General features: G+C 39.4%; 25 protein-coding genes, 1 tRNA gene and 1 pseudogene. 14 read left to right on the forward strand and 13 right to left on the reverse strand.

Going from position 1 to position 25,991, the window contains the following annotated elements; translation table 11 throughout:
* Positions 1–201: 201 nt before the first annotated feature.
* From Sdiek1_RS08560 to Sdiek1_RS08585, 6 genes are all read left to right on the forward strand, one after another.
* The gene (locus Sdiek1_RS08560; protein ID WP_087438736.1) at positions 202–783 is read left to right on the forward strand and encodes a pseudouridine synthase; all 582 of its coding nucleotides are present in this window, start codon (positions 202–204) and stop codon (positions 781–783) included.
* A 35-nt stretch (positions 784–818) separates the two neighbouring features.
* Positions 819–1,157, forward strand: coding sequence for a DUF3465 domain-containing protein (locus tag Sdiek1_RS08565; protein WP_087438737.1), 339 nt, complete (start codon positions 819–821; stop codon positions 1,155–1,157).
* Between the two features lie 182 nt (positions 1,158–1,339).
* Complete coding sequence (gene poxB / locus Sdiek1_RS08570) at positions 1,340–3,064, forward strand: ubiquinone-dependent pyruvate dehydrogenase (RefSeq protein WP_087438738.1); 1,725 nt, start codon at positions 1,340–1,342, stop codon at positions 3,062–3,064.
* Between the two features lie 197 nt (positions 3,065–3,261).
* A tRNA-Gln gene (locus tag Sdiek1_RS08575) sits at positions 3,262–3,336 on the forward strand.
* 341 nt (positions 3,337–3,677) lie between these two features.
* Positions 3,678–3,971 (forward strand): hypothetical protein, encoded by a 294-nt coding sequence (locus Sdiek1_RS08580; protein WP_087438739.1) that lies wholly within the window; start codon positions 3,678–3,680, stop codon positions 3,969–3,971.
* Between the two features lie 153 nt (positions 3,972–4,124).
* Entirely contained in the window at positions 4,125–4,796 is a 672-nt protein-coding gene (locus Sdiek1_RS08585; RefSeq protein ID WP_087438740.1) for a DsbA family oxidoreductase, read from the forward strand.
* Positions 4,797–4,800: 4 nt separating this feature from the next.
* Here the strand turns inward: Sdiek1_RS08585 and Sdiek1_RS08590 are convergent, their stop codons facing one another.
* Positions 4,801–5,826, reverse strand: coding sequence for an AraC family transcriptional regulator (locus Sdiek1_RS08590; RefSeq protein WP_087438741.1), 1,026 nt, complete (start codon positions 5,824–5,826; stop codon positions 4,801–4,803).
* Between the two features lie 91 nt (positions 5,827–5,917).
* Here Sdiek1_RS08590 and Sdiek1_RS08595 point away from each other — a divergent pair, with 91 nt between their 5' ends.
* From Sdiek1_RS08595 to Sdiek1_RS08620, 6 genes are all read left to right on the forward strand, one after another.
* Positions 5,918–6,343 carry a CopD family protein gene (locus Sdiek1_RS08595; RefSeq protein ID WP_161492019.1) on the forward strand — a complete coding sequence of 142 codons (426 nt, stop codon included), beginning with the start codon at positions 5,918–5,920 and terminating at the stop codon, positions 6,341–6,343.
* Positions 6,344–6,433: 90 nt separating this feature from the next.
* Positions 6,434–7,057, forward strand: coding sequence for a TetR/AcrR family transcriptional regulator (locus tag Sdiek1_RS08600; protein WP_087438743.1), 624 nt, complete (start codon positions 6,434–6,436; stop codon positions 7,055–7,057).
* A complete protein-coding gene (locus Sdiek1_RS08605; RefSeq protein ID WP_087438744.1) occupies positions 7,045–8,274 on the forward strand; it encodes a TolC family protein in 1,230 nt (409 codons plus the stop codon). Before Sdiek1_RS08600 ends, Sdiek1_RS08605 begins: the two co-directional genes overlap by 13 nt.
* Entirely contained in the window at positions 8,271–8,969 is a 699-nt protein-coding gene (locus Sdiek1_RS08610) for an efflux RND transporter periplasmic adaptor subunit (RefSeq protein ID WP_087438745.1), read from the forward strand. Before Sdiek1_RS08605 ends, Sdiek1_RS08610 begins: the two co-directional genes overlap by 4 nt.
* Positions 8,970–8,972: 3 nt before the next feature.
* The gene (locus Sdiek1_RS08615; RefSeq protein ID WP_087438746.1) at positions 8,973–11,999 is read left to right on the forward strand and encodes an efflux RND transporter permease subunit; all 3,027 of its coding nucleotides are present in this window, start codon (positions 8,973–8,975) and stop codon (positions 11,997–11,999) included.
* Between the two features lie 225 nt (positions 12,000–12,224).
* The gene (locus tag Sdiek1_RS08620; protein ID WP_087438747.1) at positions 12,225–12,707 is read left to right on the forward strand and encodes an outer membrane beta-barrel protein; all 483 of its coding nucleotides are present in this window, start codon (positions 12,225–12,227) and stop codon (positions 12,705–12,707) included.
* A gap of 33 nt (positions 12,708–12,740) precedes the next feature.
* On the opposite strand, the gene Sdiek1_RS08625 is transcribed toward Sdiek1_RS08620, so the two are convergent.
* The gene (locus tag Sdiek1_RS08625) at positions 12,741–12,953 is read right to left on the reverse strand and encodes a hypothetical protein (protein ID WP_087438748.1); all 213 of its coding nucleotides are present in this window, start codon (positions 12,951–12,953) and stop codon (positions 12,741–12,743) included.
* Between the two features lie 193 nt (positions 12,954–13,146).
* Here Sdiek1_RS08625 and Sdiek1_RS08630 point away from each other — a divergent pair, with 193 nt between their 5' ends.
* Positions 13,147–13,461, forward strand: a complete 315-nt coding sequence (locus Sdiek1_RS08630; protein ID WP_087438749.1) for a hypothetical protein — start codon at positions 13,147–13,149, stop codon at positions 13,459–13,461.
* Positions 13,448–14,047, forward strand: coding sequence for a pyridoxamine 5'-phosphate oxidase family protein (locus Sdiek1_RS08635; RefSeq protein WP_087438750.1), 600 nt, complete (start codon positions 13,448–13,450; stop codon positions 14,045–14,047). Before Sdiek1_RS08630 ends, Sdiek1_RS08635 begins: the two co-directional genes overlap by 14 nt.
* 55 nt (positions 14,048–14,102) lie before the next feature.
* Here Sdiek1_RS08635 and Sdiek1_RS15690 read toward each other — a convergent pair whose 3' ends face one another.
* From Sdiek1_RS15690 to Sdiek1_RS08685, 11 genes and pseudogenes are all read right to left on the reverse strand, one after another.
* On the reverse strand, positions 14,103–14,732 hold the full coding sequence (locus tag Sdiek1_RS15690; RefSeq protein ID WP_369805714.1) for a methyl-accepting chemotaxis protein: 630 nt from the start codon (positions 14,730–14,732) through the stop codon (positions 14,103–14,105).
* A 234-nt stretch (positions 14,733–14,966) separates the two neighbouring features.
* Positions 14,967–16,118: pseudogene (locus Sdiek1_RS15695) on the reverse strand (FIST signal transduction protein); the annotation flags it as partial.
* Between the two features lie 504 nt (positions 16,119–16,622).
* Entirely contained in the window at positions 16,623–17,273 is a 651-nt protein-coding gene (locus tag Sdiek1_RS08645) for a ferritin family protein (protein ID WP_087438752.1), read from the reverse strand.
* Between the two features lie 82 nt (positions 17,274–17,355).
* Positions 17,356–17,949 carry a hypothetical protein gene (locus Sdiek1_RS08650; protein ID WP_087438753.1) on the reverse strand — a complete coding sequence of 198 codons (594 nt, stop codon included), beginning with the start codon at positions 17,947–17,949 and terminating at the stop codon, positions 17,356–17,358.
* Between the two features lie 140 nt (positions 17,950–18,089).
* The gene (locus tag Sdiek1_RS08655; RefSeq protein ID WP_087438754.1) at positions 18,090–19,898 is read right to left on the reverse strand and encodes a menaquinone biosynthesis decarboxylase; all 1,809 of its coding nucleotides are present in this window, start codon (positions 19,896–19,898) and stop codon (positions 18,090–18,092) included.
* A gap of 12 nt (positions 19,899–19,910) precedes the next feature.
* Positions 19,911–20,855 (reverse strand): hydroxymethylbilane synthase, encoded by a 945-nt coding sequence (gene hemC, locus Sdiek1_RS08660; protein ID WP_087438755.1) that lies wholly within the window; start codon positions 20,853–20,855, stop codon positions 19,911–19,913.
* A gap of 150 nt (positions 20,856–21,005) precedes the next feature.
* Entirely contained in the window at positions 21,006–21,713 is a 708-nt protein-coding gene (locus tag Sdiek1_RS08665) for a DsbA family protein (RefSeq protein WP_151897985.1), read from the reverse strand.
* Positions 21,710–22,090 carry an FxsA family protein gene (locus Sdiek1_RS08670; protein WP_238098897.1) on the reverse strand — a complete coding sequence of 127 codons (381 nt, stop codon included), beginning with the start codon at positions 22,088–22,090 and terminating at the stop codon, positions 21,710–21,712. The genes Sdiek1_RS08665 and Sdiek1_RS08670 overlap by 4 nt, the downstream gene beginning before the upstream one ends.
* Positions 22,087–23,790 (reverse strand): proline--tRNA ligase, encoded by a 1,704-nt coding sequence (locus Sdiek1_RS08675; protein WP_087438757.1) that lies wholly within the window; start codon positions 23,788–23,790, stop codon positions 22,087–22,089. The genes Sdiek1_RS08670 and Sdiek1_RS08675 overlap by 4 nt, the downstream gene beginning before the upstream one ends.
* A complete protein-coding gene (gene hemA / locus Sdiek1_RS08680; RefSeq protein ID WP_087438758.1) occupies positions 23,790–25,091 on the reverse strand; it encodes a glutamyl-tRNA reductase in 1,302 nt (433 codons plus the stop codon). Before hemA ends, Sdiek1_RS08675 begins: the two co-directional genes overlap by 1 nt.
* A complete protein-coding gene (locus tag Sdiek1_RS08685) occupies positions 25,091–25,987 on the reverse strand; it encodes a polyprenyl synthetase family protein (RefSeq protein ID WP_087438759.1) in 897 nt (298 codons plus the stop codon). The genes hemA and Sdiek1_RS08685 overlap by 1 nt, the downstream gene beginning before the upstream one ends.
* Positions 25,988–25,991 lie beyond the last annotated feature (4 nt).

A 25,991-nucleotide genomic window follows, 5' to 3' on the forward strand; every position in this document is an offset into this window, starting at 1 on the left:
GTTTCTCTCCATTTAAGCAGCGTGTATAAACATTTCTCTCACTATAGTCAAATAAAATTATAATAAGATTACCTAAAAATCTAACGTTTAAAATTTCAGCTAGTTTGATCTTAGTGGAGGGCAACTTTAGATGGCTATTTCAGGCTATTGTTTATATAATGTTTTGTTAAAGATGTTCAAAAACTTCAAGGAATCCTCTGTATGAATGAAACACCACACGATTCAAAAGAGCTGTTGGCCCTCAATAAACCCAAAGGTTATCTGGTCACGCGCTCGGATGATCTGGGGCGCAAAACTGTTTATGATCTTTTGCCTGAGTGGGCGTTTAGCGAGGGTTGGATGCCGATTGGACGGCTTGATCTGGAATCGAAGGGGCTTTTACTCTTTACGACCAACAGCAAAATCAACCATGCATTGACCACACCTCAAAACTGCATCAAGGTCTATGAGATTTGGGTCAGAGGTCATGTGAGCGACGAGCATATCGCAGAGGCGTTAAAAGGGGTGCAAAGCCCACATGGACTGCTCAAAGCGCTTGAAGTCGAAAAAGTGGGCACTGGTGGCGCGAAAACAAAACTTAGGGTCAAAATTGACGAGGGAAAAAATAGGCATATCCGAAGGCTTTTTGGAGCGCTGAAAGATTCAAAATTTGGTACACCTTTAAAAGTTTTAGAGTTAAAGCGTGTCAGCATTGGCAGTTTTAACCTCGACATCGAAAGTGCTCAGTGGCGTTTTCTTTCCGTTGAAGAGGAAAAAATGCTTATTAAAAACCTTTACATGTAACCTTTTTTAGAATTAAAATGAAATGGAAGTTTAAAATGAAAAAAATAGTATTGATACTGCTGATAAGCCTCGAGATATTTGCTGGCTCAGTTATGTGCGATTCGGGAAATGTAACAAAACTCCTAAGCGATGACATGACAGGCAGTCGCCATCAACGGTTTATCGTCAAATTGGCATCGGGCAAAACATTGCTTATTGCGCACAATATTGATATAGCGCCGAAAGTATCTTCGCTTACCGAAGGTAGTTTTATAAAATTTTGTGGCGAATATGAGAGTAACGCCAAAGGTGGCGTAGTGCATTGGACACATCACGATCCACACAATCGTCATGTTAACGGTTGGATAGAATACAACGGACACAAATATGAGTAGTCAAAACTAAACGCTTAACGTTTTACATGTAAAGATTTAACGACTCAAAAATCTTTACATGTAAAGATAAAAACAGCTTTCTCCACCTACCCTTATTTTCCAAAATCACACTCAATATTTTATTTTCATCAAGCATAAAAGGATTACAATGTAACTATGTCAAAAGATAGAAAGGATTTTTCATGAATGACAACATTGCGATGTACTTTGCGAAGCTTTTAGCCGAAGTAGGCATCAAACGCATATGGGGAATTACAGGGGATTCGCTCAATGGATTAAGTGATAGTTTGCAAAAATTGGGAAAAATTGAGTGGATGGGAACACGGCATGAAGAAACGGCAGCGTTTGCGGCAGGTGCCGATGCAAAAATCAGCGGAAAACTCGCTGTGTGTGCAGGCTCTTCTGGACCTGGAAATCTGCATCTGATTAACGGTCTTTTTGATTGCCACCGAAAAGGGGTTCCTGTTTTGGCGATTGCTTCGCACATTCCTTCGAGTGAAATCGGAAGTAATTATTTTCAAGAGACGCATCCCGAAAATTTATTTAAAGAGTGCAGTGTTTATTGTGAGTTGGTCACCAATCCTGATCAGATGCCACATGTCTTAGAGACGGCGATCAGACAAGCCATTTTGAAAAAAGGAGTAAGCGTCATCGTCATTCCAGGCGATCTTTTACTCCGTCCGATGCCCAAAGATGCTAAGTATCTGTGGAGCGAACCGCATTTGCCAAAGGTGTTGCCATGTGTTGAGGACATCAATGAGCTTGCAACAATTTTAAATGAGAACAAAAACATAACATTTTTGTGTGGGGCAGGGTGCAGTGATGCGCACGATGACGTGGTTGAACTTGCCAAACGGCTTCATGCGCCCATTGTCCATGCGCTTGGAGGCAAAGAGTCGATGGAAGGAAACAACCCCAACAGTGTTGGCATGACAGGCCTCATCGGCTATGAATCGGGGTACTACGCGATGGAAAACTCCGATGTCCTGCTCATCTTAGGCTCAGCGTTTCCGTACAAAGCGTTTTACCCTCAAAAGGCTAAAATCGTGCAAATCGACATCAAACCTGAAGCACTCGGAAGACACACCCAAATCAGTTTAGGCATCGTGGGCGATGTGAAATCCAGTCTAGAACTCTTAACGCCTAAAATCAAACAAAAAGAGAATGACACCTTTTTAAAAAGTGCCCTAAAACACTACCAATCAACGGTCGAGACCTTTGACAAACTCGCCAGTGGAACCAGTAAAGAAGGCTTAATTCACCCGCAATACTTAACCAAATTGATCGACAAATACGCCAGTGAGGACGCGATCTTTACGTGCGATGTCGGCACACCCACGGTTTGGGCGGCACGTTACTTAAATATGAATGGAAAGCGAAAGCTCATCGGCTCGTTCAATCACGGTTCGATGGCCAGTGCCCTTCCACAAGCCATCGGCGCAAAAGTAAGCGCTCCTGATAAAGAAGTCATTGCTCTATGTGGTGATGGCGGTTTTGCAATGCTCATGGGCGATCTGCTCACACTGGTTCAGCACACCATCAAAGCCAAAATCGTGATTTACAATAATAGCTCCTTAGGCTTTGTCGCCATCGAGATGAAAGCGGGTGGCTATCTATCGGACAATACCGAATTAACCAACCCCGACTTTTCAGCCATTGCCAAAGCCGTTGGTATAAAAAGCTTCAGAGTTGAAAAACCTGAGGAGTTAGAAAGCCGTGTCAAAGAGTTCCTTGCCTTTGATGGAGCGGCACTTTTAGATGTCACCACCGCCAAACAAGAGTTAACCATGCCACCAAAAATCTCTTTTGAAAATGCAAAAGGATTCAGCATTTACATGTTAAGAGCGATTATTAACGGCAAAGGCGATGAATTGGTCGAAGTGGCAAGAGAGAATTTAATACGCTAAAAAGATTTTAGGTGGCAGGCTCTTTTTATCCAAAGGAGCTCACCACCGTTTTTTAATTTTTGTTCAAAAGTATTGACATGTTTTTAGTGATAATGCTCACCGAACACTTTCAATTTGCATTAATCTAAGTAAAGATAAAATTTCGCTCGAAAAGTTTTTAGATAACTCATTGCTCACTCTATAACTTAACATTATTTTGGGGTGTCGCCAAGCGGTAAGGCTCTGGTTTCTGGTACCAGCATTCAGGGGTTCGAATCCCTTCACCCCATCCATCTCTTTACTCTAAAATAAAATCATTCAAAACCTTTTACATGTAAAGCCATTTTCCACTTGCTAAAATCAAAAGTTTAGCCCTGATGCTCTTTATGCAAATTCAGACTGCGTACTATATAATAACAGACACAACTATAATCAGTGAAGGAGGGCACAATGGAACTGTTAGAAAATGTCAGTAATGACATACGAAAACTACTTGGGAAATTAGACATTATCTTAAAAAAATGTAGATATTAACAAGGTAGCAACAAAAACAAATTCGCAAAATAGAACCATCAGACAAATTGTAGGTCACCTGTGCGATTCAGCATCCAACAACACCCACAGAATCATCCATTTGCAGTATCAAAAAAGCCCTTTAATCTTCCCCGATTATGCCAATCTTGGTGTGAATGACATCTGGATAAAAATTCAAAATTACAACAATTACGAGTGGGATGATTTAATTCATTTACTCAAATACACAACCTTGCATGTCGCACACGTCATCCAAAATGTTGACCGCTCAAAATTGCAACATCAATGGATAAGCGCTTTAAATGAGCGCATTACATTAGAAGAGATGATTGTTGATTATCCTCGCCATTTTAAACTCCATTATGATGAGATCGTCGACCTCATTGCTCAATAGATAATAAAGCAGCCTCTTTTTATCTGATTTTTTCGTCAACAAAATGCTTTGGGATTTTCAATATGGAGTCATTCTATGGAACGATTAATTTTTTGTTGCAATAATTCGTATAAAATAAGCAGAGAAAATCGTATCGTACTTTAGGAGTTTAACATGACACTCTCCAATAAAATCAGAATTGACATCATCTCTGACGTCGTTTGTCCTTGGTGTATCATCGGTTATAAACGTTTAGAACACGCCATGAAAGAACTCGGTGTGGAAAATAAGTTTGAACTTGTGTGGAATCCCTTTGAGCTCAATCCAACGATGTCGCTTGATGGCGAAGATGCCGTTTCCTATTTGGCGCATAAATACACGATGAGCGTAGAACAAGTGAAATCTACTCAAGCAACTATCACAAAAAATGGGTCGGAACTAGGGTTTACGTTTAATTACTATGATGGAATGAAGACGGTCAATACGCGCAATGCTCACATCTTGCTCGATGTTGCAAAAGAATTTGGAAAGCAAACGGAACTTAAAATGCGACTCTTTAGCGCTCATTTTACAGAGAAAAAAGATATATCAAACCGCCATACGTTAGGAGAGCTTGTACAAAGCATTGGATTAGACAAAGATCTCTTTTTGGCAAAACTGGATGATGAAAGTGCGAGAATGAAAGTGCAAGAGGCAGAAGAGTATTGGCATAAACAAAACATATCTGCAGTTCCCACAATGATCTTCAATAACGAACTGATCATGAACGGCGCCTATCCTGTTGAAACGTATCAAAAAGTTTTAACAGAATTACTGGAAAAGAGGCTTAAAAAGAGTTACATGTAAACGTTTAACTCTTTACATGTAATCCTAACCACACCTTTGGGCTCACGCCATACCACTTCTTAAATGCCCGTAAAAAGGGGCTTCGTTCGGCGTAGCCTAGATAGGAAGCAATCGTGGGAGTCGTCAGACCTTTTTGAAGATAATGCGTTGCTAATTTTTGGCGCACTTCGCCCAAGAGTGTCACAAAACTTACCCCTTCTTCTTTGAGCTTTTTTTGAAGGGTTCGTGGGTGCATGCCCACTTTGTGAGCCACACTTTCCAAGGAGACATCTAACTCACCCGTAGCAATGAGTATACAGCCTAAAACCTGTTCTTTAAGGCTTCCATGCACACTCATGCCCAAGCTTTGTTCTGCCTCTTTTTCAAAGACACTGAGCAGATACGGATTGTCATAGCTTGTTTGCATTGCCAGTTGCGTTTTGTCGAAGAAGAGGGCGTTTTCCACCTCATCAAAGAGAATATTTTCGCCAAATATTTTCTGATACGCTTTTACATGTAAAGGTTTAGTGTGCCTAAATGTCGTTTGGATCGGGTAAATTTGCGTTGGAATAATTTTATTAATGAGATGAAGAAGTGCACTTAAGTGAATCTCAGCACTGTATTTTTCAAGATGCTCCATCTCGCCTTCTCTATGAATCAGCAGTGTCAATTTATACATGTCATTTTCAGCCACAAAAAAGGGCTTGAGTGTTTTGCCAATCAGTGGATAGTAACGGCACAGCTTGATGATCGCTTCTTCAACATTACCTGAATGCAGCATCAAATACCCCAAAACGCCAAGCTTGTTGGGATTGACAGACTCGGACAATTTAAACAATACACTAGAATCACCAGCATAGACGATGGCCTCTTCAATCAGTTCATTGATATACGCTGCATTGATTTTAGCACCCTTTATGTGCAATGCTTGCATGCTGATATTGCGTGCGTTTATAAAAGAGCTTGCATCAAACCCATAGTGTTTGGTTAAAAATGTGAGAATAAATAAAAATGCTTCCGCAGGGGCTTGCTTTTGAATACCTAGTCGCAAAATGTCATACCTTGAGTCGTAAAATGTCACTAGAAATTTCTGAGCAAATTATATACTAATGGCTATTAAACTTACTGAGAAAGGAGACGAAATGAATAGTTACAGTCTTGTACTCGCATTTCACGTTATCTCTATTGCGACATGGATGATTATGCTTGTATATCTGCCTAAACTCTTTGTCTATCACATCAATGCACCACGTGATGCTCAAGCGGTCATCGCGTTGCAAGAAACTAGTCTTTATAAAGTTGGAACCATTGCTATGGTCTTTTCGATCACATTTGGACTTATCTTACTTTATCTCAACCCAAGCTTACTCCAAAGTGGAGGGTGGCTACATCTTAAGCTCGCATTGGTGGCCTGTATGGTGGGCTATCACTTTACATGTAAAAAATATATTATCCAATTAACCAATGAAGATGCTTCAAACAGGATACGATTTTTTAGGCTTTTTAGAGTTATCCCTGAGATCACCACTTCTTTAATTATTCTTCTTACCATCATCAAGCCATTTTAACATTTGGCTTGATATTTCATTGACAAATTTACTTAAAAAATGTACTATTTCAAAAAATGAATGACCGTCAGTCATTTAAAAAGGGAGTACATGGCTCGTCTTATTGATAAAGAAGAGAAACGCTTCGACATTGCTCGTGCTTCAATACCATTTTTTGCCCAAAAAGGTATTGCTCAAACGAGTATGGATGAAATAGCAAAAAGTGCTGGTGTTGCGAAAGGAACGATTTATCTCTATTTTAAAAATAAAGAAGAGATTATCCTTACGATTTGGGACATGTTAGCAGCACGTCATCAAGAGGTCTTTCATGCACGTATTACAGAAACAATGAGTGCCACAGAAAAAATTGTAGAACTGTTTAATTTTAGTGAATGTAAAGAAGAGCACGATAAAGAAGAACTTTTGATTCTCTACCAAAACTTTCTTAGTACCATGCTGATTGACAAAACGGGGCTTTATACCAATTATTTTGCAACCATTTGCCAAAGAGATTATGACATTATCTTCCAATGCATCCATCAAGGTATTGCCAAAGGTGAACTTGAAGTACACGATGTTGATATACTCACTAATACGATTATTATTTTTATGGAAGGAACTGTTATTCAAGCCAAGATGAACAATCTTAATTTTGAACAGACACAATCGCGCCTAACCAAATACATTACCTTTTTACTCGATCAATACACAAGGAAAGAACCATGCAAAAATTAACACTTTTATGCCTCTTCCCATTGTTTGCTTTTGCAGGGAACTTACCTGAACTTCTCAGTCTTGCCGAAGCCAATAAACATGTGGAAGCCTCACGCTATGAGCTTGAAGCGGCAAAAGAAAAAGAGTACGCCACTAAAAGTGGGTATCTACCCAGTCTCAGTTTTGGTGCAAACCAAACCTATAACCAAGAGGAGAGTATGCTGTATCCCGAAAAGAGTCGCACAGGGTCTGCCATAGTCTCATTTACCATTTACGATGGCGGAAAACGTGAAGCGTTGTTTGACCAACAACAAGCCCTTGTAAAATCTGCCACATTTTCGCTCGCGTCGGTGCAAAACAATACCTCTTTAAACGTTATCTACTACTATTACAATTACATCAGCACCCTTGCAAGTAAAGAAGCAACGCTTCAAAAGATGGAACAACTTGAGGCAGAACGTTACAGACTTGAAAAATTTCTCTCTGTTGGGAGTGCAACCGCTGATGAGTTGCAAAAGATCATCTCAACGATTGAGCAAACCAAAGTCGACCTTTTAACCCTAGACAATACCCTCAACAACATTTCAAACACCCTAGAATATATGACAGGGAAAGAGGTACGTGTTGAGCCAGGTTCAACCATAGCATTTCAAGAAAGCAAAGTAAATGACGCAACACGCTTTGATATTTTAGCGTTAGAGCAGAGCGTTCAAAGTGCTAAAGCAGAAGCAGAAGCGGCAAAATCACCGCATTTGCCAACCATTAAAATAGAGGACACCTATTCACGTTTCAAATACGACTATGCAAACCCTGCATGGGAAACGGATGCAGACCACCAAAATACCGTACAACTCTCGATGCAATGGAAAATCTTTGACTTTGGTTCCACTTCAGCCAGTTACCAAGCCGCACAAAAGATGTACCTTTCCAAAAACAGTGACTTAGCTTACGAAAAAGACAAAGCTAGAGCCAGTTTTAAAAGTGCTCAAAACAGCTACACAACAGCCCTTGCAAAAATAGAAGCGGCCAAAGCAAGACTTAGCGCATCTGAGATGACGTATGAGCTGGTTAAAAAGAAATTTCAACAAGGTATTGTGAACAACGTCACCTATCTTGACGCTCTTACTGATAAATTTAATGCACGCTCACAACTTCAAACCGCTTTAAATGAAGTGGAATACCAAAAAGCCGTCTTACTCTACGAAATGGGTAAAGAGATAAAAGGAGCCATCCAATGAAAAAAATTTTAATTACAACCTTATTTCTGTTTCAAGCCCTTGTCGCAGGGGAAGTTTACGCAACCTTTGATGTTGTCAGCGAAAAAAGCTCCGAACTTGGTCTTTCCATTTCAGGCGTTGTTGGCGCTTTACATGTAAACGTTGGAGACAAAGTCAAAAAAGGTGATTTGCTACTTGCGTTAAGCAATGCACAAGAAAAAAATGAGTATGAAGTTGCACGCAAAAATGCAGAACATTCGGTTAAAATCTATGATCGTTATGCCAAAATCTCTGATGTCATCGACAAGGAGAAGATGGAAAACTACCTCTACGATAAAGATATTCAGCTTTTAAATGCTCAAAACAAAGAGATTATCTTCAAAAAAACAGAACTTCGCGCACCGTATGATTTAGTCGTTACAAAGAAAATGACAGAACTTGGCAATATCGTTCTAGGTTCACAAACCAAGCTTTTAACCGTTGAGAGCACTCACGATGTCAAGCTTGTGCTTAAAATGGATGAAAAATACTGGACTACGGTTAAAGTAGGGCAAAAATTTGTCTATAAAGTCGATGGAAGCGATAAAAAATATGAAGGTGTGATCAGTAAAATCTACCCAACCATTTTGCCAAGTACACGTGAAATGCAAGCCGAAGTGAAAGCCGTCGATCTCATGCCAGGTCTTTTTGGCAACGGCATGATCAGTGTGGACTAACCGATGTATCAAATAGCCATCAATCGTCCCATTACGACCCTAATGGGCGTTTTAGTATTTATTGTTTTTGGTTTGATGTCTTATAACACCATGCCAATCAATCTCTACCCCAATGTTGACTTTCCTGTCGTTACGGTTCAAACAAACTACAATGGTGCTGATCCCTCCACCGTAGAGTCCAAAGTGACCGATAAGATCGAAGAAGCGGTTTCTGGCGTGGACGGCATTGATAAACTGATGTCAACCAGCTATGAAGGATTTAGTTCGGTGGTCATTCAATTTAAACTCAATAAAAATATTGATGTTGCAACCAATGATGTCCGCGATAAAATAGGCGCACTGAACCTTCCTGTTGAAGTGGATAAACCTGTGGTGAAAAAACTCGGCGCATCAGGAGGTGTGATTAAGCTTTTCGTCGCCAGTGATGGCAAAAATGACATCGCTTTGATGCGCCTTGCCGATGAAAAACTCAAACCTAAATTGCAACGCGTCAAAGGGGTGGGTGAAGTCAATATTATTGGTTTTCAAGAGCGTGAAATTCGCATTTTTATCGACCCATTTTTACTGAACAAATACAACCTCAGCGCCTCTGATCTTAGTGGCATCATCTCTAAACAAAACATCAAACAGGGTGCGGGGAAGATGATCGATCAAAAGCAAGAGATCGTCATCAAAGCCGAAGGCGATGCAGCCAATATTGATGAAATCAAAGACCTCCTCGTCAAACCAGGTGTGCGCCTTAAAGACGTTGCAACCGTCGTGGATGGGCTCAGTGACCCTAAGAGTTTTTCATCGTATAACGGTCAAAGAGGTGTTACGCTCGAAGTGAAAAAGATTGCCGGTGAAAATGTTCTGAACATCATCAAAGGTGTTAAAAAAATCTTGCCCGATATGCAACTGCTTGCAGGTAAAAACAACGAAATTAAAATCTTGCAAGACCAGTCTGAAAAGATTATGATTAACATTGACAATGTTCGCTTTGACCTTATTTTTGGTGCTTTTTTATCAATTGTTATCGTTTTTGCCTTTTTGCGTAATGTAACGGCAACGATTGTTTCAGCCCTTGCTATTCCAACGTCGGTTATTGGTACGTTTGCGATAATGAATGCGCTTGGGTACGACCTTAACCGCCTCACACTCATTGGTCTGACCCTTGCCATTGGTATTTTCATCGATGACGCGATTGTGGTTATCGAAAATATTATGAAAAAGATGGAAGAGGGCATGAGACCCTTTAAAGCCTCGTTTGAAGGAATTAAAGAAGTGGCATTCTCCATTTTGGCGATCTCTTCGGTTCTCTTAGCCGTCTTTGTTCCCGTTGCCTTCATGGACGGTATCGTAGGTATGTTCTTTAACTCCTTTGCGATGACAGTAGCTTCAGGTATTGTCATTTCGTATCTTGTGGCGGTTATGTTTGTTCCATCCATTGGAGCGCGTCTTCTCAGTGCCAAAGAGAGCAAGTTCTACTACGCAACCGAGCCCATTTTAAAAGCGGTTGATAGAGCGTATGTGAGCATTTTAAAGCCGCTGATTCGCTTTAAAACCATCACGGTCTTGGTGACTTTTGCCCTTTTGTTTGCCTCGTTGACCCTTAAAGTTGGTATGGATTTCCTACCAATGCAAGACAACAGTGAATTTCAAGTTACCATCAAAGGACCTGTGGGCATCAATCTTGAAACCATGAAACAAAAGGTCATTCCCGTTGATGAGATGCTAAAAGGTGATCCATCGATTGCTTATTCCATCATTTCAATCGGCTATGATTCCGCAAAAAGCCTTCATAAAGCACGTATTTACGTTAAGTTAAAACCCGTCAAAGAGCGAACGGTTTCCCAACTTACCTTAATTCAACAATACCGTGAAAAGATGAAAGGGATGGAAGGATTGACTGTTTCTGTTGAAAAAGTGGATGATTTTGACACGGGTGATACAACAGCACCTTTGCAAGTGGTTATCACGGGGGATCAATTTGATACTTTAGATCAAACGTCTATGAAACTCATGGAGTTCTTAAAAGCAACGCCTGGTCTTGTGGATGTGGATAGAGACTATGAGAGTGGTAAACCTGAGATGAAAATCACCATTCTTCGTGAAAATGCGCAAAGAGTAGGGGTGAGTGTTAAAGAGATCGCCGCCGTTTTAGGTTCAGCGTACTCTAGTGATAGTGCTATCTCCTACTACGAAGACAATGGTAAGCAATTTGACATTACGATCCGTTATAGAGATGATTTTAGAGCCTCTTTGGAAGATATGAAAAAACTGCAAGTCCGAAATGCCAATGGCGATTTTGTCGCACTGGAAGGTTTAATTGCCTTTGAAAACAATTTAGGAACAGCGTCCATCAACCGTTTTGATCGTGAGCGAAAAATCCTAGTGACGGCTAACATCGTTGGCACATCCCTTGATAAAGTGGTCGTCCAAGTCAATGACAAAATGAAAGAAATTTTACCAGAAGGGTATCATTACCGTTTTACAGGTGACGTTGAAAATATGAACGACACCGCCAAAGCCTTTGGTGCAGCGGTTCTTTTGGCGGTTATTTTGATCTACTTGATTTTGGCCGCGCTTTATGAGTCACTGATTCAGCCTTTTATCATCATGATTTCGATGCCGCTTTCGCTAACGGGTATCATGGTGGCGCTTTATTTAAGCGGGTATACGTTCAGTCTGTTTGTTATGATCGGTATTATCTTACTCTTAGGAATGGTTGGAAAGAATGCCATTTTGGTCGTTGATTTTGCCAACCGTGCAGTCAAAGAGGGCAAAGAGATCGATGATGCACTGCTTGAAGCGGGTGAGAAGCGTTTAAGACCTATCTTAATGACCACCTTTGCGATGATAGGTGCAATGATGCCTCTTGCCTTTGGTAGTGGAGCAGGGCACGAAGCGAATGCTCCAATGGCACTTGCGATCATTGGCGGACTTTTAAGCTCGACTGTTTTAACCTTATTGGTTGTTCCTGCCATCTATAAATTTATGTACCCAATGGATCGATGGTTACGTAAATGGTATGAAAAAGGTACGATTTAATCTTTACATGTAAAGAGGCTGTAATACCCATACAGCCTCTTAATTTTCCTCAACGCTCCACACATTTCTCAAAATCGGCACACTATTTGCTTTTTAGTAACTTGGATTAAGGTTCTCCTCTATGGAGCTGATATAAGAGCAACGCTCTTCAAAACGTGATGACGCTTGATGCTTTCACGTTAAAGTCCGTTTTTCGGATAGGTAAATGCTTTAAGGACACGTGTGATGAAAAAAATGGTATGTCTCATTTCAGTAGCAGCAGTGCTTGGAATGAATGCTTACGCAAGAGATTATGTTGAAGATGTTCATGGTGGCATCTCCCATGCAAGTATCGATGGAGAGCACAAGGCTGCTTACGATATCGGTTATGGCATTACAAAAACATTAGACAATAAAGTGCTTTTTGGTGTTGCTTTTAATGGCGAATATGCCAATCTAAGTGATGGCTCAATGTATGGCGCTGGTACAGATTTTAAACTCGGTTACAATGTCTGGGAAAAACTGAACGCTTATGGTATCGTTGGTGCAAAACTTCAGTCTGTTGATGGTAACGCTGGCTATGGTTTAGGTTACGGGTTAGGGGTTGATTATCCTATTACAAGGGCTATTTCTGCGGCAGTGGAGTATAAAAGCTATAACATGAATGCAAGCAATATTCCTGATTATGACTACAAAACATTAGGGCTTAATCTCAAATACGCGTTCTAAAATACTTTGCAGGGAAACAATCCCTGCACATTGTTACTTATTTCTTTTTCGATCTTTTTTAGCTTGTTTGGCTTTAGCTTTGGCTTGCGCTTTACGAGCATCACTCATTTTTGCTTTATCAGAGTTCACCTCACCCACATTTGTTTGTTTTCCAATATAGGGAACCGTATGTTTTTGCTGTGTTGAAAGTGCTGCTAGTTTATAACCTTTTTCCATTTTAACGCTATTGTTAAGTAATCCGCCCATGTTATGTCCTTCTTGCGATATTAAATGTCATTGGAGAAAAATCGTTGAGAGTTTTGTAACGATATGTAGAGTTATTATACTTTATCCTTGCTTCAACCCATGTAAAAATCTTTACATGTAAAGATAATTTGCTTTTCTTTCAGACTAATTGATTAAAATAGCGCGTAATGTTTTTACATGTAAAAGGAAAAATATGGTAGAGCAAAACCTCATAACCGCCCAACAATACGCTATCAAGCATAAAATGAGTACCTTTGCTGTTCTCAAACTCATCAATGCCAAAACACTCAAAACGATCAAAAAAAGTGTTCATAACGAAGAGATAGAGTTTATCATCGATGAAACACTCCCAAGTAACACTACCATTCAAAATGAGGCAACAACTAAGCCAGACAAAAATGAAACAATAGACTATGAGGTCGAATTTCATAAACTTTTGAGCAAATACATCGAACTACAAGAAAAATACACCCGACTGATTGAGGAAAAAAGCCATGCGACGAAATGAATTTGAAATCACCGATAAAGAGATAATTCATACTTTACTGAGTGAATGTGAATACGGAACCCTCTCACTGATTGACAATAATGTTCCATACGGAATACCGCTTAATTTTGTTTGGTGGGAAGAGGGTATAGCATTTCATGGAGCAAAAGAGGGTAAAAAGATAGAACTGATTGCGCAAAATCCCAATGCTTCATTGAGTATTGTGAAACCCTATTCGTTACTTCCATCATACTTTAGTGAAACAACTTCGGCATGTCCAGCATCGCAGCTTTATGCGAGCATCATCATGCAAGGAGTCATCACGATCATTGAAAGTAATGAACACAAAGCCAGTGCACTAAACGCTTTAATGGAAAAGCTCCAACCTGAAAAAAGGTATGAAACCATTACTGCTGAAAATCCTATGTACAAAAAGCGCATTGAAGAGATCATGATCTTAAAACTTATACCAAAGAGTATTTCATGTAAATTAAAAATGGGACAAAACCTTCCTCCTGAGCGAAAGAAACTTTTGTTAAAACACTTGGAAGAGCGTGGCACACCCCTAGATCTTTTAAGTGCAAATGCCATACGTCAGTTAAGTTAAAAGCTTTACATGTAAAGAAAGAGGGCATTTTACAATGCCCTTAGAATGGAGTCGTTTAGTGATTTAAAATATCGAGTGTTTTTTCATAAACACCCAGTTTGCTAAGCTCATTATTGAGCTCTTCAGTCAATTTGGATTGAGACTTTAATTCACCAGAGATGAGCTGACTCTTCTCGGCCAAATTTTCCATATCTGAAGAGAGAGCATTGCTTTTGGAAGAAACGGCTAAAAGCCCACTGCTCACATTACCCATTGTTTTGCTAATACTCTCTACCGCCTGAATGATCGTACTTACCGATACATTGGTCTCTGAGAGGCTTTTTTGGGTACGTTCTGCCAATTTGCGCACTTCATCTGCGACAACAGCAAAACCGCGTCCATGTTCTCCTGCCCGTGCCGCTTCTATGGCTGCATTAAGGGCTAAAAGATTGGTTTGGTCTGCAATGTCTGCAATAACGCTTAAGACAACGCGAATATCGCGGACATTATTCGTAAGATTATCAACCTCAATAGAAAGACTTGCATTGTCCGAGCTTCCTTGCTCCATACTGGAGGAGAAGAGGTTAAATTCACCTTTGACCTGCCCCAGTTGTGATTCTATCGCATCAATGGCCGTTACAGCATCTTGCAATGTACTACCAATCGTTCGAAGTAACGGCATACTTTGTTTCATCTGCTCAAGCATTGCTTTGTTAAGGTTATTGATGATCGTTTGGCGATTGATTTTTCGTAGTAAAAAATAACTTTTAAATCCTGCGTATTTTTGAACAAAATTATCAATGTAGTCATCTTCAAAATTACCTCCATCAACCTGATAGAAAAAGATTGCGGTTAATGTTTGGTTGATATTGACACCAAGGAGCTCACCAAAGGTTGAAAAACCTACGACAGGAATCTCTTTAAATGTGTCCAATCGATTGAGTACCTCGGCATTACAGAGACGTCTTAGAATACAATCATTAAAGATCGCACCAATGGCTTTGGGTTTATTGCGGCTAAAATCAGCAAAATCATGGCTTGTTGTCTGCACAAAGTCAGTTTTTTCTAGTAAAACAAGCTCTTCACCCGCTTCAATATCACAATAAAAATGAATCGTATCGTTTGCGATATCAATAGAAGCAATGGAGCGAATATAAATCTCTCCATCAATGGCAATACCAAATGTATAATTTGCAAGTTTAAAGTTGAGTTCATTTGCAGAGCAATGGAAATGGCTGGTTAACGCTTCTATAACACTGACATTTACATTGGTTTTACGATCCAAAAATGCTGTAACCGTACGGGTAATTGGATTTGCCGCCAAAACAGTAAATACCGTGGCCGTTGGTCTAAAATTTTGACTTTTAAAGACACCAAAACGGTATTTTGGAGCAAGCTTTATAAACGTAATAACCGCATGATGGCGAAGTGTACGAGTTCCATCATAAATATAAGTGTTTTGAAAATCTAATTTACCACCAGCACTACCTCCTATCAGCAAACAGGGGAATTTCCCTATATGATAGACCGCTTCCATAAAAAAGCTCTCACTCGCGCTCAATCCGTCAATAAGTGTATATCCAAGGGTATCATCTGAGCGCATTTTAAAAGGAACACGCACTTTTTTAACCTCTTCAGCAATCAAAGCGGAACGTTCAGCCGCTGTTTTTTTACTGGTTGCCATATCTTCGCTTTTGAGCGGAATTGAAGCCACATAAATATCGCTCACCATATCAGGAGAAAAGAGCATCAAAACAATATTATCGCCTTCGCCAGCATTGGCAGAAGAATAAAGGGAAGGAAGGGGATTAGAGCGATCCAAACTGCATAATTCACCTGCAGTCGTTGAAAGAATTAATGTTGTATCGTTAGGAAGCAGCTGTTTAATTTTTGAAGAGATAGCACTAAAATCAAGAGCAGGGGAAACAAACCCTAAAACAATTTTTGGATTAAAAGGAAGCTTTTCAAGAGCGGTTGTCATCGTTTTTTCTTGAAGCGTTAAAGTTAAAATAGCTTGATTGGGTAGTCCACTTGATGATGAACTGCTAGATTGATGCGATGATTCGGTTGATGAGCGAAAGAAACTTAACATGAGATACTTTCCTTAAAATAAATTTTTTGTTATTTCTAATTATGAATTAAATACTTGCTTAATTGGCATCATTCATTCATCAAAGTGCTATACCAGTAAAGCCAAAAAAACACTTGACAAAAAACCAATTTCTGCATCTTTGTTCATGCTAACGCACAAAAAATAAAGGTGTACTTAAAAAGCCTTTGAATGAAGCCTCCTTGTATGGGAGCCGAAAATATGGTAACTTCTTTTATTTATTAATTATTGAAAACTTAAATTTTCATAGTTAATTATCAAATTCTAATATAACAAATATTACATTAAGTTCGTAGCATGAAAATAGCTTCTATGGAGTTAAAAAATAAAAACTCCCCTTATATAAGAGGTTTTGAGCTTTTACTGATAAATGAAGATAAGGCAATATTGAGAGATTTTGAAACAATAAATATACTATTATGCACAACAGCAGAAATATTCTCGCATAACAAAAGTAAGCAATATTTCTGCCATTGTTTTTTTAACTTAGATGCCTAAAGATTGTCTTTTAAAGTACTCTTTACCCGCTTTACATAATGGACATGCATTGGGTGCCTTTTTGCCTCTATGAATATGTCCACATACTTCACAGACCCAAATTTCTTCTTCTGCATCTGCAAAGAAACCATCTTCTTTCATTGCATCTTGAAGAGCTTTGTATTCACGTTCATGTTCAACTTCTACTTTACCAATGGCATTAAAAAGACGTGCAAGCTCTTTATGACCCTCTTCTTCTGCAATTTTTGCAAAACCTGGGTACATTGTTGTATGCTCATAATTTTCACCCGCCATCGCTACATCAAGATTTTTGAGTGTAATTTCAGTCTCAGCACCATCTACAAGCTTATGATAAGCTTTAAACTCTGCACGTGCATGCCATTTTTCATTCTCAGCCGCTTCTCTAAAGTGACGTGAAACTGCATGCCAACCCTCTTCTAATGCAATGTCAGCAAATAAGTCATATTTGTTACGAGCTTGTGATTCGCCTGCAAATGCTTTCATCAGATTTACCGCTGTGAGGTCTTTGGTGATGCACTCCATCTCTTGACCACAACAGGTAAGTTTTCCGCCACCTACATTTTGAACTTCAACTTCGTTACCACATTTACTACATTTATATGTCTCATACTGTTTCATTCATACTCCTTTAAATTTGTGCTGAAATTCTAATACACCCTTACTTAAATTGTAATTAATTGTAATTAATAATTTTTATTATCTATAAAATCCCTTTTTTGATAAAAAAATCTTCGATGACTTTAGGTGCAAACGCTTTATCGTACATATAAAGCTCTTGCCATGTTTTTCCTTCTAAAAAGCTCTTTGTCTCAATCTGATATTTTTGCTTCATTACTGTTACAAACTCCAAAACAGCACTAAACAAAAGAGCGTACTGTGCAGCTGTAAATTTTTTGAGAAGATCAAACAATCGGTAGTAATTTACCATCTTTTTACTTGACTCTTCACTCATGCGAAGCGACCAAATTCGTCCTGCAAAATCATGTTGGTACTCAACACCACTACGAATTTCGAGAGAAAACTCTCTAAGTCCTTTTAAAAATGTCTCTTTGGGTAAAAAATCTGTGGTATTGTGAAAGAAAAGATAGATACTAAAAAGAAAAAGATCCTCAATACATGGCGCATAGCTTTTAATCTCACCATATGTCTCTTTTTCAACGCTTAACTGCATTCTTAGATACGCTAGGTGCTTCACACGCCAGTTATCTTTTTGCTCAGCCCTCTTCTGCCACTCAATCAATGTAGGTCTAGGAATATCGTAACGCTCAACTAAAGGCTTGTAAGACGTCTGCATAGCTTACTCCCAAGTCAGAATAGACTATTCTATTACATTTTTTTGAAATATTTCAATATATAAGGGTTTAAAGAAGATTAAAAGGAGAAATGTATACCATTTGTTCACGTTAAAAACAGATGGTATACATCAAAAAGAGATTAGATATGAAAGTGTTTTAGAAACGCTGGGTTATTCTCAACCAAACCAAGCTCAATCAGGCGCTTGATCGTAGTTTGATCGCAGTCGGTGTCTTTTGGCCACTCTCTTGTGTAGCCATCCAGATCATTTTTAGTCGTTGCATCAATGCCGATGAACTCTTCTTCCACAAAAATGTCACGAAGTGCATCAATGTTATTGACCACGCGCCAAATGAGCATATACGCATTGTCCACGCTATTACCTTCATGATCCACCACGATCAAAAGTTTCATATGCTCGATTAAAGGTTTGAGTGCTTCATACACCTCTTTACCTGCCCTCTTCTTGTCGATGGTCATGACGGTAATCGGTGTTTTTGTCTGCGTTTTATACTGCTTAAGCGCACTGACTTCAGGAACCAACGTCGTGACTTTAAACAGAAGGTCACGATCACTCAAAATGGTTTTTGAAGGAGCATCAATGACACCTCCGGTACAATCCACCCCAAGCTTACCACCAAAGAGTGCATTGGGCGAAGCGTGATCAAGGGCATCACACACGCCTTCACTGATGAGCAATCGTTTGGCACTGATACGATTGAGGATATAATCACTCAAAGGCTCATAATCTTCCAGTTCAGGGGCATTTTCGTCCACAAAAATAGCATGTTTGACAAAACTCATCTGCCCTACACCCCAAAACGCGTGCATAAACTGTTTAGCGTGTCCTGGGTAAAGTACATTCATTTTTGCCAAAATGAGGTTATGGAAAACGCCATTTTCAGGCATGTTATAATCAATCAAATCTGGCGCTGTCGTTTTGAGAAGTGGTAAAAAGATGCGTTCTGTCGCCCAACCCATGTATTTATCTTCTAAAGGAGGTTTACCGACAACAGTGGCTTGGTAAACAGGTTTTTCTTTACATGTAATGCAGGTCACATCCATCACAGGGTACGATTCTTTAAGCGTATAGTAACCAGTATGATCGCCAAAAGGCCCTTCAATCTCCATAAGGCTTGGATCAACCCAACCTTCGATGACAATGTCCACATCTTCGGGTACATAAATAGGATTGGTCAGTGATTTAACCAAGCGAGCGTTTTTATCTTTGATAAAACCGTACAGTAAAAGTTCAAACATACCAATCGGCATCGGCGCTTGTCCACACCAAATGTAGAGAGGATCACCACCAATGCCAACACTGACAGGCATTTTTTTGCCCGCTTTTTGGTACTCATGGAAAAAATGTGCGCTGTCTTTGTGAATCTGCCAGTGCATGCCCAAACGATTTTTATCGTACACTTGCAAACGGTACATACCTAAGTTTTGCTTTGTGCCATCCAAGCTTTGCGTATACACCTGCCCCATCGTAATGAATGGACCGCCATCTTCTGACCATGTGGTTAGAATCGGAAAATCATAAAGGTTTGGTTCATCATACACTTTGCTTTGGCAGACACCTTTGCCTTTGAGTCGTTTGGGAAGCGCATTTTTAAGGTTAAACAGTGTACCTAACATGCCCATTTTATCCATAAACGATGTGGGTGGTTTCATGTGCATCAGTGCTTCGATCTGCTTTGAGACAGCATTGGGATTTTTACCAAAAATAAGCTCTGTTGCTTTGGTTGAACCAAAAACATTCATCAAAACGGGAATATCAAAGCTTTTCCCCAGTCTTTTGCTCACAGGTTTTGTAAAGAGAAGTGCTTTTGAATCCTCTTTTTTGACCTCAATATAAGCCAAATGCGGGATTTCCAAGTCAATATCAAGCTCATCATCAATCACACGTAAAAGATCGTTTTGGCGTAAAAGCTCAATGATTCTTTGCATCCCCATGATCCTTTAAAAAATTTCGTTTAACGCAATATGTTCCGCACGTTCTAAAAGCGCTTTTGCCCCTCGATCAAGGACTTTTTGTGCTAGAGCTTTACCCACATTGGCATACTCTGCGCGTGTTGTGCTTATCTCTTCTTTGAGCATTTCAGAACCATCAGGAAGTCCAATAATCGCTTTTACATGTAAAGCATCGCCACGAAGTTCCGCATTCACACCAATAGGCACTTGGCAACCACCTTCTAAGATGGTGACAAAGTCGCGCTCAACACGTGTTTCGATAATGGCATCTTCATCGTTGAGTACCGAAACCAAACGTTCCACTTCGGCATCACAGACAATTTCAATACCAAGTGCTGCTTGCCCAGAAGCGGGGATCATAACCTCTTTTGAAATCGGCGTAAAATGTGTCACTTCACTAGCAAGTCCCAAACGGTTAATGCCCGCACTCGCTAAAATAATCGCATCAAATTCGCCCTCTTTGAGCTTGCGAATCCGTGTATTGACATTGCCTCTTAGGTTTTTAATCACAAAATCAGGACGAAGTTTCAAAAGTTGCATGCGACGTCTCAAACTCGTTGTTCCAACGACTGCACCATGAGGCAGTTCGTCTAACGAAGCGTATTTTTCTGAAAGCATGGCATCACGGACATCTTCGCGTTTGGTAATAACCCCTAGTTTAAGCCCTTTGGGAAATTCCATCGGAACATCTTTAAGACTGTGTACCGCAATGTGCGCTTCACCACGAAGCATCGCCTCTTCAAGCTCTTTCGTGAAAAGCCCTTTGCCGCCAATTTTTGCCAAAGCAACGTCTAAAATTTTATCACCTTTGGTCATCATGATAGAAAGCTCCACCTCAAGTCCTGGGTGTGCTTTTTCAAGTTCCGCTTTAACATGTTCGGACTGCCAAAGGGCAAGTTTACTTCCACGGGTTGCAATAATTAGTTTTTTCATTTAGACTCTTTTATAAATTTTCTATAACTTCGTTTTGTATCGTCTTTTTTACCATCAAGATAAATCGTAGGAGTGCCATTGACCATTAAAGCATTTGCTAGCGCTTCATCATTACTAAGTTTTTGGAGAATTTGTGCTTGATTGATCTGCTCAAGTGTGAAATTTTTTATTTAAAGCTTTGTTGAAAATATCTAAAATTGCTTTTTCATCCGTCTCTTTAATATCAAAAAATTCTTTATAAACTTTCTTGACAATCTCATGATCACCCTTCTCTTCTGCAAAGATCATTGCTTTGACAAGCGTTGGAGAGGCAGGATGGATGTTAAGTGGAAAATGGTAATAAAAAAGCGCGAATGTTTCAGGATGATTCTGGACATCGGCAAGAACTTCTGGGACAAAATCCATACAAAAAGGACATGATGGATCACTAAATACAACGATTTTATGAGGTGCATTAAGGTTGCCTGCTAAAAGATGCTCTTTGTTGTAGGCAGAAGCATCCATATCAAGCGAATAACTTCCTTTGACGCTTCGACCGTTGTTCAGATTTGAAAAATCCTTACTCAAAATTGTACCATTCGTAAAAACCATATCATTGACGGAGAGTTTTTTACCCTCTTGCTTGACTAAATTAAGATCAATACGGACAAAATAGACCATCCAGTCAGGCATCTCTTTCATCGCTTCTTTTTTGAGAATAACAACTTTATCAAACGTATAATTTTCATTCGGAATAATGGCTTTTTGTAAAAATGTCGTGACTTTTGTGTCAAGATCAGCATTTGCATCTGCAGCAAAAAGTGAAAGACTACTTAAGGTGATTAGTGTCGTCAATAACTTCAACATCAATGATCTCATCTTTTTTTTCCTTCCGTAAAATATTCAGTAGAACTGTTTTCATCTTTTACATGTAAAAATTTTGAAGCAATCAGTGTCACAATAGAGCTAAATTGCAACAATAATCCTACAATATCGCCTAGAAAGCCTGGCAAAATCAGTAAAATTGCACCGACGATTGTCCAAAGATTCAGTCGTTGAAAAGATTCAATACTAATCTCTCCTTGCATCAATGCATTGAGGTTTTGCATCAGCGTAATACGCATATTTGCAAGTAAAATAAACCCGAGCACTGCAGATACGACAAGCTCAATAAACGTTGCAAATGCACCTATAGCAGAAGCAATATTGACACTTACCATGACCTCTAAAAAGAGATAGATTAAAAAATATTTCACGCTAAAAGTTCCTTGAGTTTCAAAAGAGCTTCCTCTTTTTTGACAACAGTTTTTTCCAATGTCTTACGCTCTACAATCTCCACAAATCCCTCTTCCAACTCTTTGCCAACAATCAGTGCATATGGAAGACCGATAAGTTCATAATCTTTCATTTTAAATCCAAAACGCTCATTGCGATCATCTAAAAGAACACTGAAATGCTCTGCTTTTAACGCCATGTAAAGCTCTTCGGCATAACTGTTTTGCGCTTCATCTTTAACGTTGGAGACAATAATATCGAGAAGATAAGGAGCTGTTTGTTTATTCCAAATACACCCTTTTTCGTCATGGCTTGCTTCAATCATCACCGCGACCAAACGACTTACGCCAATACCATAGCATCCCATATAAAACGGTTGAGCTTTGCCATTTTTATCAAGGAATGTTGCGCCCATGGCTTTAGCATATTTTTGTCCGAGTTGGAAAATATGCCCGACTTCAATACCTTTGGTCACACCCAGTTCGCCACCGCAACAAGCGCATTTATCGCCCTCTTTAACACTCACGAGATCTTTATAACGATCTTCGTTGAAGTTAAACATGGAGACACCCACCATGTGAAAGTCTGTCTCATTAGCGCCACAGATAAGATTTTTGGCTTCTTTAAGCTCTAAATCTATGTAAAATTTTACACATTCTAATCCAACAGGTCCAATAAAGCCCGCTTTGAGCCCTGCACGTTCAACTTCTTCCAATGAAGCATCTAAAAGATCAAGCGCACCGCATGCATTTTGGGCTTTAGTCTCTTGAAGTTCATCATTTCCTCTAACAAAGAAAACAACCACCTCTTCTTTATCGACATAAACGGCTTTTTTAACCACCGCTTTAATGCTGTAAAACGGATCAACTTTAAAGAAATTGCAGACATCATCAATCGTTTTCATATCAGGCGTTTTAAATTTAGACATATTAGCTTCTGGCGCTTCTGCTTCAGTTATTTTAGGGGCACGCTTTGCGGCTTCTATGTTTGCCGCATACGAGCATTTCTCACATACAACAATGTCATCTTCGCCATTTTGTGCCAACACCATAAACTCTTTACTGCCACTACCACCAATAGCACCACTATCAGCATCGACCGCTCTAAAATCAAGTCCTAATCGCGTAAAGATTTTGGTGTAGGTTTTTTCCATCACATCAAACTCTTTTTTCATACATGCTTCGTCTTCATGAAAGCTGTATCCATCTTTCATGGTAAATTCACGCCCACGAAGCAGTCCAAAACGAGGACGTGCTTCATCTCTAAATTTTGTGGTAATTTGGTACAAATGCAGTGGTAATTGTTTGTAACTGTTGATACGATTGCGCACAATGTCTACGACCACCTCTTCATGCGTTGGTCCTAAAACAAATTCATTCTCTTTTCGATCTTTAAAGCGGCACAACTCTTTTCCAAAAAAGTCGTAACGTCCACTTTGTTTCCAAAGTTCCGCAGGTGTGACCACATCCATTTGGATCTCTTGGGCACCCGTTTCATCCATCTCTTCTTTAACGACATTTTTAATCTTATCAAAAACGATTTTTCCCATCGGTAAAAAGTTATACAGTCCACTACCTACTTGAGAGATAAAACCGCCACGCACCAAAAATTGATGGCTCGGAAGGGTTGCATCTTTAGGCGCATCTTTGGTTGTTGGTGCATATAATTTTGAAAACTTCATTACTTAACTCCCATTTGGTATTCACATTTATACATATTCATTCGCTTCGTTTGATCTTCATTGATATTAAAAATATATTGAACCGCTTGGACAATCGTATCGGCTTCTGGTTTTTCAGCTACTTCTTTGAGGTTTTTAGTGGGTGAGTGTAAGAAAGAATTAAACGCATGATGCAAGAGTTTTTCCACTTGATCTTGCAACTCTTCAGGAATATAGCCTTTTTTAACCGCTTTTTCTAACTCTTGTAAAGAGCACTCTTTGGCATGATCACGAATCTCTTTGATGATAGGGTCAACACACATACTTTGCAACCATTTAAAAAAGTCCATCGTAGCTCGCCCCACAATAGAATAAGCAATCTTTGCTTGCTCTTCACGAAGAGACATATTTTGATTCACAATCTCTTCCAAATCATCAACCGCAAAAATATGTAAATCTTTATGCTCATTCACGTCAATATCACGAGGAACCGCTATATCGAACCAATACCGTGAGAACTCTCGCTCTTCAACCATATCATCGGTAATAACACTATGAGGTGCCCCCGTAGCGGTAAAAACAAGGCGGTAACGATTGATAAATTCTGTCAATTTTGAGTATGGTGCAATTGTTGCCAATTCGCCTAATTCAGTGGCTAACGCTTGGGCATGTTCTAAATTACGGTTGATAATAATAATGTTAACACCACTGGAAATTAAATGTTTTGCTGCTAATTGACTCATCTCACCAGCACCGACAACCAAAGCGGTTAAGCCTCCAATATTGCCTAATAAATCTTTCGCTTTGCTTACCGCAACACTTGAAACGGAAACAGGACTTTTTGAGATATCGGTTCGACTGCGTACTTCAGCAGCACAGCGAAAGGCATGGTGCATTGCACGTCCCAATTTTTGTGCACAGTAGTTATTCTCAAAAGCAAATTTAAATGCTTCTTTAAGTTGACCCGCAATTTGTGTCTCACCAATAACCAAACTATCAAGAGAAGAACAAACAGTAAAGAGATGATGGATCGCACCATTATCTTCATAGACGTCTGCCCTCTCTTCTAATTCTTCACGCGAAATACTCGAAACACGACTGACAAGATCGAACATATCATTCAGCGCTGATTCACACTCTGACACACTGGCAATCACCTCTACGCGATTACAGGTAGAGAGTAATATTACTTCATTAACAGCTGCGCAACTTGTCAGTGTGCCCATAAACGTACGGCATTTTTCTTCCGAATTAAAAGCTAATTTTTCACGAATACTAATATCTGTGTTCTTATGTGTAAAACTCATAGTGAGGTAATGCATTAAAAATTCCTCTCAATCATCTCTTTAATAATAGTGCTCAAACCCACATCTTCTTCTTTAGCAATGACCTCTAACGCTTCCAACCCTAATTTTCTTGCATACGAAATGGAGTCTTCTAAGGCGTTTGTCTCATTCATTTTTGTCTTGATCCATATTTTTTGCGTTTCATCGAGTTCTTGTTGGAACAAAGAGAGCAGTTTTACTTGATCCGAGGAAGAGAGTTTACGGTACATGTAAAGATAAGGTAAAGTTGTTTTTCCCTCTTTAAAATCATTTAAAGAAGGTTTTCCAAGTGTTTCACTGCTTTGAGTAATGTCTAAAATATCATCGATTATCTGAAAAGCAAGTCCTAAATTTTTGCCATACAGCGCATAAATAGTAGCATTTTTACCAGCAAGCAATGCCGCAGCTTTAGCGGAAGCTTCGATTAAGGAAGCTGTTTTTTTATAAATCATATCGAAATAACGCTCTTCACTATCATTGAATGCATGGGAGAGTTCAACATCCAAGAGCTCGCCTACAGAAAGAAGTGCAACAGCGTGAGAAACACTATATGCCACCTCATTTGGCATAAATGTCAATTCACTAAAGCCTTTAGAGTAGAGTATATCGCCTAGCATAATGGCTGTTTTATTGCCAAAAAGCGCATTAATGGAGTCTTCACCTCGTCTTGTGAAAGCATCATCAATCACATCATCATGTAATAAGCTTGCTGCGTGAATGAGTTCAACGATTGCCGCTAATTTAAGCGAAACATCGCTAGCACCTGCAATTTTTAAAATAAGTTTTGCTCGTAAACGTTTACCTTTCGGAACTCTATGAAAGAGTTCAACACTACGTGCGTCGCCTAAAGAAGCGACCATTTCTACCATCAAATTTTCAACTTTTCCTAACACCTGT

The organism is Sulfurospirillum diekertiae, assembly GCF_002162315.1.
Classification (GTDB): domain Bacteria; phylum Campylobacterota; class Campylobacteria; order Campylobacterales; family Sulfurospirillaceae; genus Sulfurospirillum.

Excerpts from the sequence above, each read along its gene's own strand:
- Sdiek1_RS08560 (WP_087438736.1), top strand. The coding sequence starts at position 202 with ATGAATGAAACACCACACGATTCAAAAGAGCTGTTGGCCCTCAATAAA.
- Sdiek1_RS08565 (WP_087438737.1), top strand. The coding sequence starts at position 819 with ATGAAAAAAATAGTATTGATACTGCTGATAAGCCTCGAGATATTTGCT.
- poxB (WP_087438738.1), top strand. The coding sequence starts at position 1,340 with ATGAATGACAACATTGCGATGTACTTTGCGAAGCTTTTAGCCGAAGTA.
- Sdiek1_RS08585 (WP_087438740.1), top strand. The coding sequence starts at position 4,125 with ATGACACTCTCCAATAAAATCAGAATTGACATCATCTCTGACGTCGTT.
- Sdiek1_RS08595 (WP_161492019.1), top strand. The coding sequence starts at position 5,918 with ATGAATAGTTACAGTCTTGTACTCGCATTTCACGTTATCTCTATTGCG.
- Sdiek1_RS08600 (WP_087438743.1), top strand. The coding sequence starts at position 6,434 with ATGGCTCGTCTTATTGATAAAGAAGAGAAACGCTTCGACATTGCTCGT.
- Sdiek1_RS08605 (WP_087438744.1), top strand. The coding sequence starts at position 7,045 with ATGCAAAAATTAACACTTTTATGCCTCTTCCCATTGTTTGCTTTTGCA.
- Sdiek1_RS08610 (WP_087438745.1), top strand. The coding sequence starts at position 8,271 with ATGAAAAAAATTTTAATTACAACCTTATTTCTGTTTCAAGCCCTTGTC.
- Sdiek1_RS08615 (WP_087438746.1), top strand. The coding sequence starts at position 8,973 with ATGTATCAAATAGCCATCAATCGTCCCATTACGACCCTAATGGGCGTT.
- Sdiek1_RS08620 (WP_087438747.1), top strand. The coding sequence starts at position 12,225 with ATGAAAAAAATGGTATGTCTCATTTCAGTAGCAGCAGTGCTTGGAATG.
- Sdiek1_RS08625 (WP_087438748.1), bottom strand. The coding sequence starts at position 12,953 with ATGGGCGGATTACTTAACAATAGCGTTAAAATGGAAAAAGGTTATAAA.
- Sdiek1_RS08630 (WP_087438749.1), top strand. The coding sequence starts at position 13,147 with ATGGTAGAGCAAAACCTCATAACCGCCCAACAATACGCTATCAAGCAT.
- Sdiek1_RS08635 (WP_087438750.1), top strand. The coding sequence starts at position 13,448 with ATGCGACGAAATGAATTTGAAATCACCGATAAAGAGATAATTCATACT.
- Sdiek1_RS15690 (WP_369805714.1), bottom strand. The coding sequence starts at position 14,732 with ATGCTTGAGCAGATGAAACAAAGTATGCCGTTACTTCGAACGATTGGT.
- Sdiek1_RS08645 (WP_087438752.1), bottom strand. The coding sequence starts at position 17,273 with ATGAAACAGTATGAGACATATAAATGTAGTAAATGTGGTAACGAAGTT.
- Sdiek1_RS08650 (WP_087438753.1), bottom strand. The coding sequence starts at position 17,949 with ATGCAGACGTCTTACAAGCCTTTAGTTGAGCGTTACGATATTCCTAGA.
- Sdiek1_RS08655 (WP_087438754.1), bottom strand. The coding sequence starts at position 19,898 with ATGCAAAGAATCATTGAGCTTTTACGCCAAAACGATCTTTTACGTGTG.
- hemC (WP_087438755.1), bottom strand. The coding sequence starts at position 20,855 with ATGAAAAAACTAATTATTGCAACCCGTGGAAGTAAACTTGCCCTTTGG.
- Sdiek1_RS08665 (WP_151897985.1), bottom strand. The coding sequence starts at position 21,713 with ATGAGATCATTGATGTTGAAGTTATTGACGACACTAATCACCTTAAGT.
- Sdiek1_RS08675 (WP_087438757.1), bottom strand. The coding sequence starts at position 23,790 with ATGAAGTTTTCAAAATTATATGCACCAACAACCAAAGATGCGCCTAAA.
- hemA (WP_087438758.1), bottom strand. The coding sequence starts at position 25,091 with ATGCATTACCTCACTATGAGTTTTACACATAAGAACACAGATATTAGT.